Raw genomic sequence first — 19,537 nt, forward strand, 5'->3', positions numbered from 1 at the left:
CTCCTGAGTGTGGAGGCATTATGAGCGGAATTACACCGTATTCGTCCGGCGAGGGCAATGTTGCCGACCGATGCCGTGCCGCCGTGGTGGAGATCGGCGAACAGGTCGATCGCCTGCGGGTTCAACTTGGACGGCTCGACCCCGGGCGACTGCGGATGTCCCCCCTACGGTTCCAGGCGTTGCTCGTCGGATTCGACATCTACGCCCGGATGCTCGATGACGCGTTGAACGACATCGTCGCCGACCTCCGGGCGTCCGCCGCGTCGTCGAGCCGCGACCTGGAGTCGACAGCGGGTGAGCGACGATGACCGGCACACCATACGAAGTCGATCCCGGTCCCGCCATCGGTCAGCTGGCGGCGGGTCTCGCCGACCGGTTGGCCACCCTGCGGCGCATGGTGGAACCGATCACCCCGGCCGCGCCCGGCGTCGAGCAGGCCGCGCTGCGGCCGTCGCACGAGTGCGCCATCGCGGTGGACGGTCTGCTCGGCCGCACCGGCATCCTGACCCTCATCGGCGGCGCGCTGGACCTGAGCTGGCCGGTCGGCGGCGACGCCGGTTGGCCCGCCGACGACGCGCCGGGCCGGGGTGCCTGAGATGCACTGCGAGGACGCCATCATGCGGGCCAAGGTGGGTCTGCTCACCATCGGCCGGGTGAGCGACACCGAGCGCTCGGAGGTGGCTCGCCACCTGACCGACTGCCCGTCCTGCCGATCCGAGCGCGACGACGTCGCCCGGGTCGTCGACCTGCTCGACGTGCTGCGGTCCGCGCCGGGCACCCTGCTACGCGAGCTGCCCGCCGTCCCGTCGGCCGCCGTCGCCGCGCCGGTGCTGCTGCGCCCACCCGCACAGCAGTTCGGCGTGCCGACCGCCACCGCGCCGGCGCGGGCGTCGTCGTACCCGCTCGCCATCGCGGCGCCACCGTCGGCGGAGGTGGCGCGCTCGGGCTCGGCGGCGGTCGCGGTCCGGTCGACGCGGTCTCCGGCCGTCCCCCGGTCGCGCCCGGCGTCGCTGTCCTACCTTCCGCCCCGTCCCACCACCGGCCCCCTCTCCGTCGGGCCGCACTCGCACCGCCGCCCGCGCCGCTGGTCACCCGCGCTCACCGTCTCGTCGGTCCTGCTCGTCGTGGCGGTGGCCGCCGGCACCACTGTCGTCTACCGGGCATCCCAGGCGAATCCGCCGGGACCGACAGTGGCGACCGCCGTGTCCAGCGACGCGCCCGGCGTCGACCTGCGCGTGGCGGTACGTGGCGGGACGGACGGGCTGGCCGTGGAGCTGACCGTCGGTGGCCTGGTCCGCGGCTCGTCGTACGAGGTGTACGCGATCACAGTGGACAACAGGTTGACGCTGCTCGGCGAGCTGACCGGCGGGGCCGGCCCGGTCCGATGGTCGGGGGTGGCCCACGTGCCGGTGGACCAGCTTGCCTACCTGAGCGTCACGCGGACGGGCGGCGGGATGGTGGCGACGGCGAGGGTCGTCCGCAGCTCCTCCGCACCAGTGTGACATATGCCACAGCTCGCCTTCGAAGAGGATTTACGCAGGTCCCGGTCGTCAGTGGACCGTGGCCGCTTCAGTAAGGTGTCGCCGTCCGTGAACCCGGCATTCGGCGGCGTCGTTATGGTTTCCGTGGATCAGGTCACCGCGCAGGCGGCGTCCGGCGAGTTGGCGCGCCCTCCGGCGAACGACGAGGCGCTCGGGGTCGCATACCGGACTCATGGCCCGGTCGTGCTCAATTACCTGTCGCGCATGTTGCTGGGCAACCGCGCGCTGGCCGAGGACATCCTCCAGGAGACGCTGGTCCGCGCCTGGAACCATCCGGAGGCGCGTACGGCGGATGGGCAGTGGAGCCGGGGCTGGTTGCTGACCGTCGCCCGGCGCATCGCCATCGACCACATCCGCTCGGCGCAGGGGCGTACGACCGAGGTGCTCGACGAGCGCATCGCCGACCGCGAGGTGGCCGAGGACGACGTCGACCGGCTGCTGAACGCGCGGACCGTCCGGGAGGCGGTCGCGGCGCTGCCGGAGCGGCTGCGCAGCGCGCTGATCGAGATCTACTTCCGGGAGAGCTCGATCGCGGAGGCGGCCCGGAACCTATCCGTTCCGGAGGGGACGGTGAAGTCCCGGACGTTCTACGCGCTCCGGGCACTGCACGAGGAATTGGTGAAACGTGACTTCGCGCTCTAGGAGGCCGTTGTGACGGTCCGATCGATGCGCCGGTGGGCGGTGGCCGCCCTGGTGGTCGCGCTGCTCGCCGTGCTGACGCCTGCCACCCCTGCCACGGCTGCGGCGGACGAGTACGTGCTGTACGCCACGGTCACGGCGAGCAGTTCCGGTCAGGGGCAGACCCTCACCGACATCGCCGGGCGCTACCTGGGCGACGCCGGGCGGGCCGATGAGCTGTTCAACCTCAACAGCGGCCGCCTGCAGCCGGACGGCAGGGCGCTCACCGACCCGGAGCGGTTGATCCCGGGCTGGTACGTCGTGCTGCCCTGGGACGCCGTCGGACCCGGCGTGCAGTACGGCGTCCTGCCGACCCGGCCAGGGGACCCGTCCGCCACGGCGACGCCTCCGTCCACCGCCACCGGGCCGGGCAGCCCGACGTCGGGTCCCGTCCCGCTGCCGACGTCCAAGCCGGGCGGCAAGTGCGTGGCCACCACCGTCGCGAGCGACAGGTCCACCTGGGCCACCAGCCGGCTGGCCGCGGACCGGGTGTGGCCGCGGACCAAGGGCGCCGGACAGTTGGTGGCCGTGGTCGACTCCGGGGTCGACGGCCGGCTGCCGCAGTTGACCGGCCGGGTTGCACAGGGCGCGGACCTGGTCACCGGCGGCCGGCGCGGCGACATCGACTGCCTGGGCACCGGCACCGCGATGGCCGGCCTGATCGCCGCGAGCGCCCCGCCCAGCGGTGGCTTCGCCGGCATCGCGCCCGATGCGGTCGTGCTGCCCGTCCGGATCGCCACCGACGGCAAGCCGGTGGGCCCGGCGGACCAGGCCGCGGCCATCGAGGTCGCCGCCTCCGCCGGCGCCACCGTGATCGCCCTGGGCGACCACGTAGCGGTCACCGACGAGGGGGTACGTCGGGCGATCGAGCAGGCGCTGTCCCGTGACATCGTGGTGATCGCGGGCGCGCCCGCCGGTGCCGAGAACGCCGGGGCGGCCGACCTGCTGCCCGAGTACCTGCTGCTGGTCGGCGGGGTGAGCGCGGACGGCAAGGCGGCCGAGGAGTACGCGACCGACACCGTGGACGTCGTCGCGCCCGGCGTCAACGTGTCCAGCCTCGGCATCACCGGCACCACGGGGTTCGTCGGCAGCGGCACCCGGTACGCGGTGGCGCTCGCCGCCGGGGAGGCGGCGCTGGTGCGGGCCGCGCACCCACGGCTGTCGGCGGTGCAGGTGACCCGCCGGATCGTGCTGACCGCGGACGAGATGGGCGGGACGCCGACCGGCAGCCCCTACGGGCACGGGATGATCGACCCGGAGGCCGCGGTGGTCGAGGACCTGCCGGACGAGACCGAGTCGGTGCCGCCGGAGCCGTCCGGCACCAGCGGCGGGGTCACCGGCGCCGGCACGGTCGCGCAGATCGCCATCCTGCTCACCATGGTGGCCGCCCTGGTGGCCGGTGCGCTGCTGGTCGTCCGGCTGCGCCGTTCCACCCGCCGCTCGGCCGAGGGTCCCGGCGATCCACCTGTCGCCGCCGAACCCACCGCTCCCGAGCCGGAGACATCGGCACCGAGCGGTGGACGATGAAGACGTCCACGGCTGAACCGGCACCCGGTCACACTCGTTCTCCAGGTGGCAGGGGGATGGGTGAACGGCGGGCGACCAGGGATATGAGGATTTGATGCCCAGTGGGCAACATCGGATGTGACGAGCCGGAGCTGCGCGGCAAGATCGCGCTCTACGTCGCCGGGCGGATCTCGGGCAGTGAGCAGTGGGCGGTGGAGGATCACCTCGCCCACTGCGCCGACTGTCTGGAGGAGAGTCGGATCCTCGGCGACGCCGTGCTCGCGCTGGCCGTCCTCGGGGAGGGGGACCGGCGCGAACTGGTCGCCGACTTCGGCGTGCCGATCGCCGCGACGACGGCGCACGGCGGTGCGCGTCCAGGGGCGGCGTCCGCTCCGCCGGCGCGTGACGACGCGGGGCGACGCCCGGCGTCGCGGCCGTCCGGCCCGGCTCGACCCGCGTCGCGCCCCGGCCGCCAGCTCCGGCGTAAGCCGCTGCTGGCCGCGGGTGGTCTGGTGCTCGTCGTCCTGCTGGCCATCGGTGGCGTACTCGGCCAGTCCGTGCTGAACGACGCGCCGCCGCCGGTCGCGCTGGTCGCGGACTCCGGGGGGAGCGCCAGCGGCGCCGTCCTGTCGGTGACCGTGTCGCCGAACGGTGGCGACGCGGCCGTGCGGGCCACAGTGTCCGGTCTGGAGGCTGGCCGGGGCTACCGCTTCTACGTCACCGACGTGGCCGGCATCAGCTACGACATCGCCGGGTTGACCGGAACCGGCCAGGCTCAGGACCTCACCGGCGCGTGTCCGGTGCCGATGGACCGGCTGGAGCGGTTCAGTGTGACGGCCGCCGACGGCGCGCTTGTCGTCGCCGCGACGGTCCGCCGGAACAGCGGCACGCCGGCCCCGCCCGGTTAACCATTCAAGAAAGTTTCGGTCGCTGGTTCCCCGCAAGAAACATCGAACGTCTACGGTCGCGGGATGCCCACCCCTGGCGGCGTGCGCCACGCCGGTCCGAGGTCGTCGTCCGCATGACGTCCGACCAGTCCGATTGGACGAACCAACGGGCGGCCCGCCCCTGATGTCACCGCCCGCAGCCCCCCACCCCGGGCCGCGCCGACCATCCTCCGAATCCCTGCGCTGGCTGGCCGACGGTCTCGCCGTGGTCGGCCCGGACCCCGCTGGCGTAGTCGCCGTCGGGGCCGCGCGGTTGCCCACCGAGCCCGGCGTGGTGACCGTCATCGGAGAGATCGCCGGCCCGGAGGACTGGGCGGCGATCACCGATGCCCTGCCAACGCTTGTCCAGCCCGGCACTGCGGTCCGGCTGGGCATCTCCGGCGCCGGCACCGCGCTCGGACCGGCAGCCACGCCGGACCGCGACGCGTCCCCGGCCGCCGCCCTGTCCCGGCAGGTGCAGGCCGACGTGTACGCCCCGGACGGGCCGCTGTTGCTGGTACCCGGCGGCACCCTGTACGTCGAAGCGGGCTGGCGGCGGTCCAGCGGGTCCGGGCAGTCGGTGCCGGCCGGCCTGCGCCACCCCAGGCCGGTCTGGGAGCCGGAGATCGACACTGTCGCCCGACACACCGGGGGCGCGCTGCGGGCGTGGTCGGTGCCGGCCGGGTTGTGGGTGCACCGTCAGACCGCGGACCAGGCACGGGTCTCGTACGACGATCCGGTGTACGCCATCCCTCCGGAGAGCAGGCGGGCGGTGGTGGTGGTCGGTCGTCCGGGTCTCGGGCCACCGGACCCGCGGGCGGTCCGCACCGTCCTGGACGCGCTCGACCCGTCGGTGCTGTTGACGCCGTACGGCGTGCCGTTGTCGTTGGTGGTGGATCTCGCCAGCGAGTTGGCCGGGCGGTGGGGCCGGCCGATGGAGGTTGCGACAGGTCTGCCCACACTCGACGACGAGAACCGTCTGGTGTCCGCCGCGGTGGACCCGGACGGCCGGGACTGGTGGATTCCCCCGGTGTCCCGGCTGCGGTGCGCGCCGGGACAGGCACCGATCCCGGTGGCGCCACCGGCGGTCGTCGCCGGACTGCCCACCGACGGGGACGGCTACCGACTCGGCCCCGGGTGGGTGGTGGAGCCGACGGCGTGGGGCCTGTGGCTGCGACCACCGCACGTGCGAGACGACTGGGACGACCTGCGCCGCCGCCCCACTGACGGCACCCGACTCACCATCCTGGTCGGTCTGCCGGGGGAGCCTGCGCCGCCCGAGGTCCGGCCGTTACTGTCCGCGCTCGTCGCCCGGCTCACCCCGCAGCAGCGGGCGCGGACCACGTTCGTGCCGGACGAGGTGGAAGTCCTGGTCCGCGCCTCGAACGATCCGGTGCCGGCGGGCACGGACGGTGAGCGCATCAGCGGCCCCAGGTTCGCGCGGTGAGCGCGGCGTCCCGGTCGAGCGCCGGCCCGCTGGGCAGCAGGGCGAGGAAGTCCCGGGGCACGTCCGTGGGGGACACTCCGGAGTAGCCGAGTGAGTCGGTCGTCTGGTCGTCGGGTAGCGGGAACTTGACCCCGAACTCGGATACCAGGTAGACGCCGGTGGGCACCGCGCCGGGCGCGGGCAGGTCGCGGAGCAGCATTCCGCTGCCGGTGCGCAGGACCACCTCGTCCGCCAGGCCGGCCGATCCCGGGGCGGCGGGCACCGTCACGGCCCGGTCCAGCGCGGCGTCGGCCACCGCGAGCATCTCGGACCGTACGCTGCCGGAGGCGACGCTGTGCCGCACGCACGGCACCGCCCCACCCAGGTCGTTGACGAGCGGCGGAGGCTCGGCGGGGAAGCCGGTGACGTACTCACCCCCGGCGACCATCGGTGCGGCCTGCATCGTGTCGGCGTCCACCGGGATCGGACGGGGCGCCGAACCGGGGTAGGACCGCCGGCTGGCGGGGTCGCCGAGCAGCAGCGCGCCGACGGTACGGCTGACCGGCGCGATCCCGTCCGTCCGGGCCAGGTACAGCTCGCGCGTGGCCAACGCCGGGTTGGCCACCTCGAAGATCTGCCCGACCACCGACGGGATGCCGGCGACCACCGGCCCGGCCTGGCCACGTCCGGCGATCACCGGGACGACCAGGTCACGTCCGGAGTCGATCGGGTTGAGCCACGCCTCGGTGACCCGTACCGGCGGCGTGCCACCGTAACCCAGCGCGACCCGGATCTGGTCCCCGGCGAGGCGGTAACGGCGACCCTGCCACACCAGGTGCAGGCCAGCGTCCGGAGTGGACACCAACAGCGCTCCCGGGTCCCGGCCCGGCACGTCGTCCAGGACCAGGGTGGTCCGCTCGGCCCGGGTGCGGTCCAGTGGGCGTCGGGCGCACACCGTCCACGCGCCACGGTAGAGCTGCTTGCCGGTCGGGACCGCGTCCGGCGCGTCCGGGATGCCCACCGGCGCCCCGATCGGCACTCCGGTCAGCGAGTTGCGCGAGACTGAGCGCACCGGGGCGGCGCTCTTCAGGATCAGCGCCGCCGACGTGTAGTTGAGCACCGGCCGCAGCTCGCCGTCGAGCAGCAGGTACCGCGCCCCGGTCTCCTTGACGACGATGATCGAGCCGGGCTTGCGCCACTGGTCGCTGCCGCCGGGGCGGAGCATCCCGTAGATGCCGAAGCCGGCCGCGATGAGCACGGTGAGCAGCAGGCCCACCGCGGATCCGATGGCAAACCGTCGGTGCGGCGGGTCGTCGCCCTCCGGACGGCCCTTCATCAACGCGCCGATCAGCCGCCCGGCCTCGAACAGGTACGCCTGGACCTGGTCCCTGCGCGAGCGCACGTCAGCCGGCCCAGGCCCGGATCGCGGCGTACACGCCGAGCACGGCGCCCAGCACCGGCAGGACCGCGAGGGCGACTGCCAGTTCGAGGATGTCGGCGGCCCGCGCCCAGTAGGGCCGGAGCCGCCGGCCGGGCAGGATCGTGCTCGCGGCGAGGAACGCCAGGCCGATCATGGCAAGCAGCGGCAGCGCTGCCAGCCGCAGGTAGAACTGTTGCCCACCACCCCAGCCCAGCAGCACCAGGACGACCAGGCTGGTCGCCGGGACCAGCACCGTCCAGCGCTGCACGGCGTGTGTCAGGTGGCGGGCGCGCAGCAGCAGCAGCACTGCCGTGACCAGGCCGAGGACCCGTGGCCAGGTGCCGCCGGGCAGCACCAGGAGGGCGGCCAGCGGCAGCTGCGCCACCCCGACCCCGATCAGCAGCGCGGACTGGTGACCGACGGCGGCGTTTCCGCGTTCCACCACCAGCCGGTACGGGATGGGATCGATGTCGTCGGAGAGCTGCTCCGGGCGGCGCGGCATCATCGGCAGCAGCAGACCGCCGAGGCGGAACGCCAGCAGCGGCAGCACCATCATCACGATGAGCGTCACGACCACTGTGGTCCCGGCGACGCGTTGAGTGTCGAAACCACTGGCGGCGGCGACCACGGCCGGTGTGCCGACCAGCAGCAGGCCGGTGATCGTGCCGGTGAACAGCAGCGCGCCGTCCGCGACCGCGGCGAACCCGGCGCAGACGGCGGCGAGCGCGCAGAGGCAGACCGCCGAGACGGTGACCGTCCAGGCGGCGCCGGGCGCCGCCCACTGGGTGGCCGTCCACCCGGCCGTGGCGGCGTACACGGCGGCGCAGCCGGCCAGCAGGGTGCCCGCCACCGGGTCGGTCGCGGCCCGGCTCGCCAGGCCCGCCGCGCCGATGAGCAGCAGCGCGGCCGTCGCGGCGGCGAGTGCCCGGTACGCCGCCGGACCACCCAGCGCCAGCACCGGCAACCCGGTCAGGACGGCGAGCCCGCCGAACGTCAGCAGCATCGCGCGCAGCCGGCTCGGCGTCCAGGTGCCCTGGTGCCGCTCGACCTGCTCGGCGAGCCCGTCGATGAGGTCGTCGTAGCCGATCGGGGGGAGCGCGCCGGCCCGTGGCCGCAGGTGCACGGTGTCGCCGTCGAGCAGGTCGAGGTCGGCGGGGCTGCGTTCCTCGTCCAGCGGCACCTCGCCGAGCCGTTGCAGCACCCACCCGTCGTGGCCGGCGCCGTGGTCGCCGGCCTGCGGGTCGAGTGTGGACAACACCACGGGGAGCACGTCGACAAGCGGTGTCTCGACCGGCACCGCCATGTCAGCAACCGCATTCTTCAGGACAAAACGTAGCCTTACCGGCGCTGCCGTGCGATGCTGAACCAGTTCGTCCATCGTTCGGACCCGATTCCCTCCTGTCGCTGAAACGCCGACCAGATCTCGCCAGATCAGGGCCGCCACGCTAGTGGCGGAGGCGTCCCACCGGTCCCGCCGTCGCGCGGCCGGCCTCAGGTCGGGGGGAAACCTCCACGAACGACGGGAGTATGCGGGTGGGCACCACGCCTTTCGTCCGCCGACCACGCACCGCGGGTCCGGTGGCACCGCCGGGGGAGCTGGAACTCCAACCCCCACCGCCGGTGCCGGAGCCGGCCGTCGGCGGCATGGGGCAGATCTGGCTCTACATACCCATGGGCCTCGCCTCGATGGCGATGATGCTCGTCTTCGTCCGGCGTGACGCCGGGGTGCTCGCGTACATCGGCATGGGTCTGATGGCGGTGTCGGTCGTCGCCGGTGTCGTGGTGCCCTTCTTCCGGGCGGCCAGTGAGCACAAGGAACGCATGCACGGCGACCGGCGCGACTACCACAGGTACCTCACCCAGATCCGCCGCCGGGCCCGCACCGCGCTCGTCGACCAGTACCACGCCGCCCGCTGGCAGCACCCCGACCCGCGGGCGCTCTGGTCCCACGCGCTGAGCCGCCGGCTGTGGGAACGCCGCACCGCGCACGAGGACTTCGGCGAGGTGCGGGTCGGTGTTGGCGTCCGGAAGTCGACGACCGCACTCGTCGCGCCGCAGAGCAGGCCGGTCGAGGAGCTGGAGCCGATGGCCGCGCACGCGCTGCGCCGCTTCATCCGCGCCTACTCGACCCTGCGCGAGGCGCCGGTCGCCGTCTACCTACGAGGATTCGCCAGGGTCCAGCTCACCGGCGAGCCGGCCGCCACGAGCGGTCTTGCCCGCGCGATGCTCGCCCAGCTCGCCGTCGCGCACGCCCCTGGTGACCTGGTCGTCGTGTGCCTGGCCGCTGCCGGCCGGGAGCGGAACTGGGACTGGCTGAAATGGCTGCCGCACGCGCAGAACGACGACGAGCACGACGGGGCCGGCGCCCGCCGCCTCGTCGCCGTGGACCTGCCAGGGCTCGACGCGCTGCTCGCCACGCTCGGGGTGGCCGACCGCCCGGCGTTCGAGCCGGACACCCCGATCACCGCGTCCGAGCCGTTCACGGTGATCGTGCTCGACGGGCCGCCGATCCACGCCGAGCACAGGCTCGCGGTCGAGGGCTACCGCAACACCGTCGTTCTGGACACCGCCGGCGCGTTCGACCTACAGGCCCGCCCGCAGACCCTGATCGCCGAGCTGACCCCGGGAGACCTGCACCTGGTGACCTTCGACCACCTCGGCAAGCCGTCCCGTGAGCGGCTGTGCCGCCCGGACGCGCTCGGCCTGCCCATGGTGGACGCCCTGGCCCGCAGCATCTCCCGCTACCGCGTCGGTCAGGCCGTCGACGCCGAGGAGCCGCTGGCCACCGACTACGACCTGGCCGGTCTGCTCGGCATCACCGACCTGCGCACCTTCGACCTGGACGCCTACCGGGCGAACCGGCCGGCCGCGCAACGGCTGCGCGTTCCGATCGGAATCTCCACCTCGGGCGCCCCGATCGAACTCGACCTCAAGGAGTCCGCGGAGAACGGCATGGGCCCGCACGGCGTCCTGATCGGCGCGACCGGCTCCGGCAAGAGCGAACTGCTGCGGACGCTCGTGCTCGCCCTCGCCACCCGACACACCTCGGCCGAGCTGAACCTCGTCCTCGTCGACTTCAAGGGTGGCGCGGCGTTTCTCGGCTTCGACCGGCTGCCCCACACCGCCGCGGTGATCACCAACCTGGCCGACGAGCTGGAACTGGTCGACCGGATGCGCGACGCGCTCACCGGCGAGCTGGTCCGACGTCAGGAGCACCTACGGGCCACCGGCAACCACGCCTCCCGACGCGACTACGAACGGGCCCGCGTCGAGGGCGCCCCGCTGGAGCCCATGCCGGCCCTGCTCATCGTGGTCGACGAGTTCAGCGAGATGCTGACCAGCAAACCCCAGTTCATCGAGGTCTTCGCGATGATCGGCCGGCTCGGGCGCTCCCTCGGCGTGCATCTGCTGCTGGCCAGTCAACGGCTCGACGAGGGACGTATCCACCAGATCGAGTCGCACCTGTCGTACCGGATCGGGTTGCGCACCTTCTCGGCCATGGAGAGTCGCAGCGTGCTCGGGGTCGCGGACGCGTACGAGCTGCCCAACGTTCCGGGCAACGGATTCCTGCGCTCGGACATTCAAACCCTGACCCGGTTCAAGGCCGCCTACTCCTCCGGCCCGTACCGGCAGGCCGGGCGGACCCGGCGGGGCGCCGCGCAGGCCGGTCTTGTCGCCTTCGGCGCCGGTCACGTCGAGCCGGTCGCGCCGCCACCGGACGTTCCCGACGAGGTCGACGGCGAGAAACCGCCGATGCTCGCCGAGGTGCTGCTCCAGCGACTGCAAGGTCGCGGCCCCGCCGCGCACCAGGTGTGGCTGCCGCCGCTGCGGGAACCGGCCACCCTGGACCGGCTGCTGCCGCCGCTCACCGAGGACCCGGCGCGGGGCCTGTGCCCGATCGGCGGCTACCAGCCGCTCACCGTTCCGGTCGGACTGCTCGACCTGCCCGCCCAGCAACGCCGTGAGCTGCTCGTCGCCGACCTCTCCGGCGGGCGCGGCAACGTCGGCGTGGTGGGCGGCCCGCAGAGCGGCAAGAGCACCCTGCTGCGGACGCTGATCTGCGCGCTCGCGCTCACCCACAGCCCGCAGGACGTGCAGTTCTACTGCCTCGACTTCGGCGGCGGCAGCCTCGCCTCGCTCGCCCGGCTCCCGCATGTCGGCTCGGTGGCGAACCGTCTGGACCGGGACCGGGTCACCCGAACCGTCCTGGAGCTGTCGAACATGCTGGCCGCCCGGGAAAATCTGTTCAGCAGGCACAACATCGACTCAATGGCGAGCTACCGCCGGATCCGCGCCGCCGGCGGGCTGCGGGACCAGGAGCCGTACGGCGACGTCTTCCTCGTCGTGGACGGCTGGTTCTCCATCCGCCAGGAATTCGACGAGTTGGAGCCTCGGCTCACCGACATCGCCGCTCGCGGCCTGGGCTTCGGCGTGCACCTCGTCGTCGCCGCCCGCCGCTGGGCGGAGATGCGGCCCTGGCTGCGTGACGTCCTCGGCACCCGGTTCGAGCTACGCCTCGGTGACCCGGTCGACTCCGAGATCAACAGCAAGTTCGCGGCCACCGTGCCGGCCATCCCCGGACGCGGAATCGTGCCGGAGCGCCTGCACTTCCTCGGCGCGCTGCCCCGGGTGGACGGCGACAGCGACACCGAGAACCTGGCCGACGGGGTCGCCGACCTGGTCGACGCGGTCGCCGCCGGATCACTGCCGCGCGCGCCGGAGGTTCGGCTCCTACCGAGCCGGCTGCCCGCCACCGCGCTGCCCGCGCCGACGGCCTCCCGCCCCAGCGCCGACGTCCAGCTCGCTATCGGCCTCGACGACGTCAAGCTGGAACCGCTGTGGCACGACTTCGACAGCAACCCACACCTGTTGATCTTCGGAGACGCCGAGACCGGCAAGACCACGCTGCTGCGCCACCTGGCCCGCTCGATCGCCGCGCACCACCCCGCCGACGAGGCGCGGATCATCTTCGGTGACTTTGGCCGCGAGCTGTACGACACGGTGCCGCAGGAGCACCAGATCGGCTACTCGGTGAGCGCGGGTTCGCTGTCCTCGGCCCTTCAGGAGGCGTCCGGAGTGCTCAAGGACCGGGTGCCAGGCCCCGGCATCATTCCGAGCCGGCTGCCGTCGCGGGACTGGTGGACCGGAGGCCGGATCTTCGTCCTGATCGACGACTACGAGCTGGCCGAGGCAGAGAAGCCCCTGCAGCACCTTCTGCCGCTGCTCCCGCACGGCGCGGACATCGGGCTGCACCTGATCGTGGCACGCCGGACCGCAGGCGCCTCCCGCGCCATGATGGACCAGGTCGTGCGGCGAAGCTGGGAGCTGGGCACCCCTGCGGTGCTCTTCTCCTGCCCGCGCGAGGAGGGCTCCTTCCTCGGCGGGGTGCGCCCTCGCACGCTGCCGGTGGGCCGCGCCCAGTACGTCGACCGCCGCCGCACCCTACGTCTGGTGCAGACCCCCGTCATCGAGTGAGCCCGGCGGAGCCCCGCCCCGCCGGTCGCGGTCAGCGCCCCGGCGGGGTCGGGCCCGGCGGCGTGGAGGGTTCCGGGGCAAACGGATGGACCGCCCGCGCCGGCCGCCAGCGACGGCGGTGACCGGCGGGACCGAGGACGGCCAAGACCGCGCCACCCGCCGCGGCCAACAGCACGAGCGCCACCCCGGCGGCCAGGAGTGGCCCCACCTCGGCAGACCTCGCCAGGTCCGGGGCCGCCGCGCGGCGCGCCGCACCGGACACCGTGCCCACCCTGCCCTCCTCGGGTAGCACCGTCGCCACCGCGGCCATCGGGTTGACGACGCCCCAGCCGAACACCGTGTCCGGCAGTTCCGCGGCGGGCAGGTCGGCGGTGGCCTGGAGTCGGTGCCGGATCTGGGCCGCGCTCAGCCCCGGCCGGTAGGCCCGGACCAGCGCCGCGGTCCCGGCGACGAACGGGGTGGCGTAGCTGGTCCCGCTGCCCTGCCAGTGACCGGGACCGCGCGGACCGATGCTGACCACATCCGCGCCCGGTGCGATCAGGGAGACCGGTGCGCTCTGCGCCGCCGCGTCGGAGCGCCGGCCACTGGTGTCCATCGCACCCACGGCGAGGACGCCGGGCAGCGCCGCCGGGTACGTGCGGACGCCGGAACCCTCGGCCCGGTTACCGACCGCCGCGACCACCACGACGTTGCGCTGCTCGGCGTAGCGGACCGCGGCCTCCATCGCGCTGCTCCGCACGGTGGTGCCGGCCGAGACGTTTATGACGTCCGCGCCCCGGTCCACGGCGGTACGGATGCCCCTCGCGATTGCCTCCGGCGCCCCGTCCGGCCGGTCGGTGATGCGGATCGGCAGGATTCGTACCTTCGGTGCGACGCCCGCGAACCCGGTGCCCGGCGCCGGCGCCGCCGCGATGATTCCCGCCACGAACGTCCCGTGCCCCAGGCAGTCGGAGTCGGCGCGCCCGCCGCCGGCACCGGTCAGGTCGACGCCCGGAAGGACCCGCCGGGAGAGCTGCGGGCTGCGACCATCCACCCCCGAGTCGAGAACGGCGACGACGACGCCCGCCCCCTCGGTCAGGGTCCACGCCCGCTCGGGCGTCAGGTGCCGCTGCGGCCAGGGGATGTCCGGGTTCGATCCGCCTGGCGCCGGCAGGCACTGCCCGGTACGCAGCGGTGGAACGACCGGTGCCGTCCACGCCGGACCGGTGCCGAGGAGGACGGCCGAGAGTCCGGCCGTCACTGCGGAGACGAGCCGTCGGCTGCCCATGGGAAACACCTTTCACGAGGTCAGGGTGGTGTTCGCGGTACGCGTCCGCGCGACGAAGCCCAGCGGTGGCCCGGCAAGACGCCCGGCGGTCCGTGCATCGGAAACCATCCGTGGTGGGGCCGACCGCCGCCGGTCCAACGCCCGATCCAGCCGGCGCAGCGCTGCCCGGTCGTCGTCGTCGAGACCGCGACCGGTCCCGGTGTCGCCGGGCAGCAGCTCGCGCAACAGGATCGCGGTGGCGGGCAACGCGGTCCGGTCGGTGCTCGGGTCGTCGCGGACGGCCAGCACCTTGAACCGCGAACCGGCCAGGAACACCGCCTCGTCCAGCTCAGTGTGCTCGGCGAGCACCCCGAGCTGGCGGGCGGTGCGGGACCAGACCACGAAGTCCACGTCCGCGTCCTCGGTGGCCACGTCGGTACGGGCGCTGACGCTGCGGAACGCCGGCTCGACGAGCGTCGCCCCCTCCGGGTACAGCCGGCGGGCCGGTACGCCCAACCGGCCCTGCCCGACCACCGGGCGGCGGCACGGCGGCAGTCGGCGGAGCCCGGATACCAGGCAGGGCAGATAGCCCGGCGTATCGGGCGCCCGACCGGCGCGCACCGCCGCGTTGACCTCGTCGGCCGACCAGCCATTGTGGCCGAGAAAAGCCCGGACGGCGATCAGGTCCGACTTCTCCGCCGCCCCGGTCTCCTGGCGTAACGCGGGCCAGGCGGCGAGGGCGGCGTTTACCGTGGTGATTGAGTCGTGGAAGGCGGTTCCCAGCGCTGCGGCCAGCGCGGTCTGCTCCTCCAGAGTGCTGGCCCGGTCGAGCACCGGTACGGCGGACGCCGGCACCCAGCGCTGGTCCTCCCCGGCCGCGGGTACGTCGATCACGTCCGGGCCGGAGATGGTGCGCATCGCCGGGATCGGCCCGATTCCCGCCAGGCGCAGCGGCGGTGCGGGCTCGTCCGGCCCGGACGTGGCGGCGCTGGCCAGGGCGCGGGTGGGCGGCGGTACGGGCGGGAGCGAAACTGTCGTCGGTGACCCGGGAGCGGCCTCCACAGACTCCGGTGCGGGCGGCGCCGGGGCCAGCCCGGTGCTGAGCGGCGCAGGTACGGGTGCCGGTGGTCGGGGTGGGTCGACGAGCGCCGGGGCCGGTCGCGGCGGTGGATCCGACTGTGCCACCGGCCGTGGTGGCAGCGGGAGGGACAGCGCGACCGACTCGCCGCGTGCCCAGGTGGGGCGTGCACGCCGCGGCGCCTCGGCCGCTGTCGACGGGACAGGCAGCTCGTCCGGGAGGGCGTGATCCGGCGACCCGCCTGCCTCACGTACCGCCGTGAGCATCGCCGGTGAGGTCCCCGGCGCCAACACGAGGCTCCCCGTCAGCGGGTCGACGAACGCCAGGTCGGACGACCCGTACCCGCCGTCGCGGCGCAGCAACACCCCCAGCGGCACCACCTCGGCGAGCAGCGCCGGCACCGTCCGATGCCGGAACAGACGAGGCCCGGCGCGGTGCCAACCCTCCTCGATCAACGGCACCGCCTCCCAGGCTGGTTCGACAGGTGCCGGCTCGGGCAGCCGGGCGTCGCCGAGCAGGGCGGCCAGGGCGTCGAACCACGCCGGTTCCGGCGCGACGTCCGAGGGGTCCAGCAGCGCTGTCTCCACCCGTACCGGAAAGTGCGCCGGCAGGCCGGCGAAGAGCGCCGCGACGTCGGCCGCCGGGGCCGGCGGACGGCCAGCGTGGCGTAGTACGAGGACCGGCCCACGTGGGTCGACCGGAACGCGGTACGCCGGGTCCCCGGCGGCGGCCGGCGCCGAGGTGGCCGCGCGCAGCAGCATGCCGGCCGGTACCGGATCCGCGACCAGCCGCCCGAGTGTCGTCGGCCGGTCGGGTAGGGCTGGTTCCCAGGCCGGGGTGGGGCAGCGGTTGGCGCTGACCGGACAGCCGTCGCTGCCCCGGAACGAGCGCCAACCCCAGGCACCGGTGCCGCCCGCCGCGTACCAGGTTCCGCCGGGCAACGCGACGACCGGGCCGTCTGGCGCGAGGATTTCCACGCCGGTACGGGCGGCGAGGTCGGTCAACCACGGGGCGTACGCCTCGTCGGGCCGGCCCACCCGGTCGGCGGCCACCCACACCCGGCGGGCCCCGGCGATACCAGCAGCGTCCCGCACCAGCGTGCGCAGCAGCTCGACACAGCCCGGCTCGCGCAGCGCGCGGTCCGACGGCACGACCAGGACGTCGGGCGGCGCCTCGGCCTGTAGCAGCCGCCACAGTTCCAGCGGCTGATCCAAGGGGTGCGAGATGACAGCGGTCGCGCCGTGCCACTCACTGTGCAGTTGCGCGCCTCGCCGGCGGCTCCTCAGCCCGATCACAGTCACGCCTCTCTCAACGAAACCGGTACCCCGTCCGGTTCAGTCAGGAAGGCACCGGGCAGGATCGTTGATGTCGATGTGCAATTGAGTGAACGATCGCGCTCCCGTCCACGTTGACAAGACGTGGCTGCTACCGGGAGAGGGTGGGACACGGTGCGGGGCTTCGGGCTACGGACGATCACCGGGACGGACCGCGGCATGCGTGCGGGCCTGGCGGTAGTGATCGCGCTGGTGCTGGTGGTCGGCCTCGGCTGGGGCTTCGCCTACGCCGACAAGGATGCGGTGGTTGGCCGCGCGCTCTCCGGGGAGCAGCTCACCGCTGTCTATCGGGCGGGTCACGCCTGCCCCGCCTTGACCTCCGCCCGACTCGCCGGTCAGCTCATGGCCGAGTCCGGACTGGAGCCGGCGGCAGCGAGGACCACCTCGGGTGGCCGAGGCATCGCGGGTCTCACCGACGAGCAGTGGCGGCGGTGGGCGCCGTGGCCCGGTGCGCAGCGCGAGGACACCGGGGCGAGCGTGCTCGCGCTGGCGCACCTGATGTGCAACCTCGTCGGCCAGGTCCGCGCGAGCGGTGTCGACGGCGACGCGTGGAGGCTGGCGCTGGCGGCGTTCGTGTCGGGACTTGCCAAGGTCCGCGAGGCCGGCCGTGTGCCCGGCAAGGCCAACGACTACGTCGGTCAGGCGGGCAAGTACGCGGTCTACTACGAGAGCCTCCAGCAGTTCGCGTCCCCCGGGTCGACCCAGTTCAGGGCGAGTAGTTCGGTGCCGGACGCGGTGCCGCTCCCCGACGACCTCGTCGGCGCGGTGGTCGCGGCGGGCAGCCGGTGTCCCGAGGTGAGCCCGCCGGCGATCGCCGGGCAGCTCATGGCGCTGTCCGGCTTCAACGCGGAGCAGCGGGGCACGTCCGGGCAGCTGGGCATCGCGGGTTTCTCCGACGACCTGTGGCAGGAGAACGCCCCGAAGGGCGCCTCGGTGTGGGAACCGCAGGAGGCGGTGCCGGTGCTGGGAACCGCCATGTGCCGCCTGGTCCGTGAACTCACCGCGCTACCGGGGGACCCGTACCTGCTGGCGGCGGCAGCCTGGCGTGCGGGGGTCGACACGGTACGCCGGGCTGGCGGTGTACCGGACGTGTCGACGCGGGCCTACCTGGAGAACGCCGCCGGTTACACCGCCTACTACCAGCTCGACACCCGGCTGGCCCCACCCTCCGTCAGGTCGCCGTCACCGTCGCCGGCCTCCGCGTCACCGTCCGTGCGACCTTCGGCCCCGACGAAGGTCGCGCCGGCCACCACCAAACCGGCTCCACCACCGGCCACGACGGCGAAGGCACCCTCGACCACGACCGCCCCGACGTCCGCGCCCACGGTGCCGAACCCCGGTTTCGGCCCGGGCGGTCCAGGTGGCCCAGTCGGTGGAGGGTATCCGTGCCGGCGCCGCTGCCGGTGGTGACGACGGGTCTCCAGCCCAGGGAAGCTGTCACCATCCCGGAGATCGGAACGACAGGGTCCCCTGAACGCCCGCAAAATTATTGATGGCGGGTAGCACGTGAGCAGTGCGTGCGGGCAACGGGCGTCTTCGGCGTTGTGCGAATGGTGGCCAGCCGGCGGTGATGCGATCCTCTCTAACGTCTGGCCGGTATAGAGGTCGGCGGTACTCGCCACTGAGCAGGAGCTATTCGTTGCCGTGCGCCAAGAGGCCGAACGCCGCCTGCGGCCCGGTCCTGCGGTTCTGCAGGGAAGCTGGTACGCCGCTAAGCGGTGTCCGCACCTTCTAGTCTGGACGATCCGGGGCTGACGCCGGCTCCTGGCGCGGCGTGTGCAATGGCTTGTTGATCGATGAGGTCGCGGTGGCGGGCATGGTTGCGCCGTCCGTCGCGACGGTGGGCGTAGGTTCCTGGGCCGGCGGGTAGCCAGCGGCGGCGGTGGGCGGTGTACGAGGCGGGCGCGGTCAGCGGGACGTGCTCGCACCGGCAGTCTGCGGCGTACTCTGCGCCGTACCTGGAAGACTCCTCCGAGCGGGTGCAGCACCGGCGGCTGCAGGGGTGTAGCCGTATGGTGGGCGTCCGCCGAGGTAGCGGCCCTCCAGGCTTGTCTGGGTGGCCATGGCGGTGCGGACTCGCAGCTTGATGCGGTTGCGTCCGCCTTTGCTCATACCGCCGCCGAAAAGGACATGACGAGTTCGTGTGCCTCGTTGTCGGGGTCGATGGGGCCGCCGATCTCGGGAACCAGAGTTCGACGCCGTAGTGCGCGAAGAGTGGCGCCGTGAGACCGAACTGGTTGCCGTAGGAGACTCGGTAGTGTTCGCCGACAACGACGGCGGAAAAGCCTCGATGCGGGTCTCGCAGCGCAGTGAGCAGGATGTTGGCCTGGGTTCGGCGTTGCCAGGGCAGCGAGCGGCTCTGGCCCACGTCGAAGTACTCAGTGACGATGCGGCCGCCAAGGGGCTGGATACGACCGGGCGGTGGGCGTGCCGCGCGCAGGGACTTGGGCGAGAATGGGCCAGTTCGGACTCTGCGCAACCCTGGAAGGACCCTCCCTTGGCCGGTGGACTCGTAGCCCTGCTGGATGACGTGGCGGTGCTGGCTCGCGCCGCTGCCGCGTCGATCGATGACATCGGGGCGGCTGCCGCGAAGGCCGGCGCCAAGGCTGCGGGCGTCGTCGTCGACGATGCTGCCGTGACGCCGCAGTACGTGCGGAGCCTGGCGGCCGAGCGCGAGTTGCCGATTATCAAGCGCATTGCCGTGGGGTCGCTGCGCAACAAGTTCTTCATCATCCTGCCGGCGGTGCTGCTGCTCAGTCAGTTCGTGCCCTGGCTGCTCACTCCGATCCTCATGCTCGGCGGCGCCTACCTCTGTTATGAAGGCGCGGAGAAGGTGTGGGCGAAGATCGCCCATCGCGATGCCCATGGCGCGGGCGAGGAAGAGGTGCAGGACGAGACGACGCTGGT

At 73.3% G+C, this 19,537-nt stretch carries 14 protein-coding genes; 10 read left to right on the top strand and 4 right to left on the bottom strand.

The window, feature by feature from the left end; translation table 11 throughout:
• Nucleotides 1–20: 20 nt before the first annotated feature.
• The 7 genes from ABZS40_RS30270 (at nucleotide 21) to ABZS40_RS30300 (ending at nucleotide 6,098) form a co-directional block, all read left to right on the top strand.
• Nucleotides 21–308 carry a hypothetical protein gene (locus ABZS40_RS30270; protein ID WP_354947160.1) on the top strand — a complete coding sequence of 96 codons (288 nt, stop codon included), beginning with the start codon at nucleotides 21–23 and terminating at the stop codon, nucleotides 306–308.
• Nucleotides 305–595, top strand: coding sequence for a hypothetical protein (locus tag ABZS40_RS30275; protein WP_354947162.1), 291 nt, complete (start codon nucleotides 305–307; stop codon nucleotides 593–595). Before ABZS40_RS30270 ends, ABZS40_RS30275 begins: the two co-directional genes overlap by 4 nt.
• A gap of 1 nt (nucleotide 596) precedes the next feature.
• Nucleotides 597–1,502 (top strand): hypothetical protein, encoded by a 906-nt coding sequence (locus ABZS40_RS30280; RefSeq protein WP_354947163.1) that lies wholly within the window; start codon nucleotides 597–599, stop codon nucleotides 1,500–1,502.
• A gap of 123 nt (nucleotides 1,503–1,625) precedes the next feature.
• Nucleotides 1,626–2,183: a sigma-70 family RNA polymerase sigma factor gene (locus ABZS40_RS30285; RefSeq protein WP_354947165.1), complete on the top strand. Its 558-nt coding sequence runs from the start codon at nucleotides 1,626–1,628 to the stop codon at nucleotides 2,181–2,183.
• Nucleotides 2,184–2,192: 9 nt separating this feature from the next.
• Complete coding sequence (locus tag ABZS40_RS30290; RefSeq protein WP_354947167.1) at nucleotides 2,193–3,746, top strand: S8 family serine peptidase; 1,554 nt, start codon at nucleotides 2,193–2,195, stop codon at nucleotides 3,744–3,746.
• Between the two features lie 101 nt (nucleotides 3,747–3,847).
• Nucleotides 3,848–4,633, top strand: coding sequence for a zf-HC2 domain-containing protein (locus ABZS40_RS30295; RefSeq protein WP_354947169.1), 786 nt, complete (start codon nucleotides 3,848–3,850; stop codon nucleotides 4,631–4,633).
• Between the two features lie 163 nt (nucleotides 4,634–4,796).
• On the top strand, nucleotides 4,797–6,098 hold the full coding sequence (locus tag ABZS40_RS30300) for a hypothetical protein (RefSeq protein WP_354947171.1): 1,302 nt from the start codon (nucleotides 4,797–4,799) through the stop codon (nucleotides 6,096–6,098).
• Here the strand turns inward: ABZS40_RS30300 and eccB are convergent.
• Both eccB and eccD read right to left on the bottom strand, forming a co-directional pair.
• Nucleotides 6,073–7,479 (bottom strand): type VII secretion protein EccB, encoded by a 1,407-nt coding sequence (gene eccB, locus ABZS40_RS30305; protein WP_354947173.1) that lies wholly within the window; start codon nucleotides 7,477–7,479, stop codon nucleotides 6,073–6,075. The two genes, ABZS40_RS30300 and eccB, sit on opposite strands and share 26 nt — an antisense overlap.
• A 1-nt stretch (nucleotide 7,480) precedes the next feature.
• On the bottom strand, nucleotides 7,481–8,875 hold the full coding sequence (eccD, locus tag ABZS40_RS30310) for a type VII secretion integral membrane protein EccD (RefSeq protein WP_354947175.1): 1,395 nt from the start codon (nucleotides 8,873–8,875) through the stop codon (nucleotides 7,481–7,483).
• Between the two features lie 155 nt (nucleotides 8,876–9,030).
• Here eccD and eccCa point away from each other — a divergent pair, with 155 nt between their 5' ends.
• A complete protein-coding gene (eccCa, locus tag ABZS40_RS30315; protein WP_354947177.1) occupies nucleotides 9,031–12,972 on the top strand; it encodes a type VII secretion protein EccCa in 3,942 nt (1,313 codons plus the stop codon).
• A gap of 31 nt (nucleotides 12,973–13,003) precedes the next feature.
• Here the strand turns inward: eccCa and mycP are convergent, their stop codons facing one another.
• Both mycP and ABZS40_RS30325 read right to left on the bottom strand, forming a co-directional pair.
• Nucleotides 13,004–14,239, bottom strand: a complete 1,236-nt coding sequence (gene mycP / locus ABZS40_RS30320) for a type VII secretion-associated serine protease mycosin (RefSeq protein ID WP_354947179.1) — start codon at nucleotides 14,237–14,239, stop codon at nucleotides 13,004–13,006.
• Nucleotides 14,240–14,251: 12 nt separating this feature from the next.
• The gene (locus ABZS40_RS30325; protein WP_354947181.1) at nucleotides 14,252–16,591 is read right to left on the bottom strand and encodes a hypothetical protein; all 2,340 of its coding nucleotides are present in this window, start codon (nucleotides 16,589–16,591) and stop codon (nucleotides 14,252–14,254) included.
• A 198-nt stretch (nucleotides 16,592–16,789) separates the two neighbouring features.
• Here ABZS40_RS30325 and ABZS40_RS30330 point away from each other — a divergent pair, with 198 nt between their 5' ends.
• Nucleotides 16,790–18,040, top strand: coding sequence for a hypothetical protein (locus ABZS40_RS30330; RefSeq protein WP_354947183.1), 1,251 nt, complete (start codon nucleotides 16,790–16,792; stop codon nucleotides 18,038–18,040).
• 847 nt (nucleotides 18,041–18,887) lie between these two features.
• Nucleotides 18,888–19,537 (top strand): DUF808 family protein (locus ABZS40_RS30335; RefSeq protein ID WP_354947185.1); only part of this gene is annotated, 650 nt, incomplete at its 3' end.

Origin of the sequence: Micromonospora sp. NPDC005324, assembly GCF_040607155.1 — a bacterium.
Taxonomy (GTDB): domain Bacteria; phylum Actinomycetota; class Actinomycetes; order Mycobacteriales; family Micromonosporaceae; genus Micromonospora; species Micromonospora trifolii.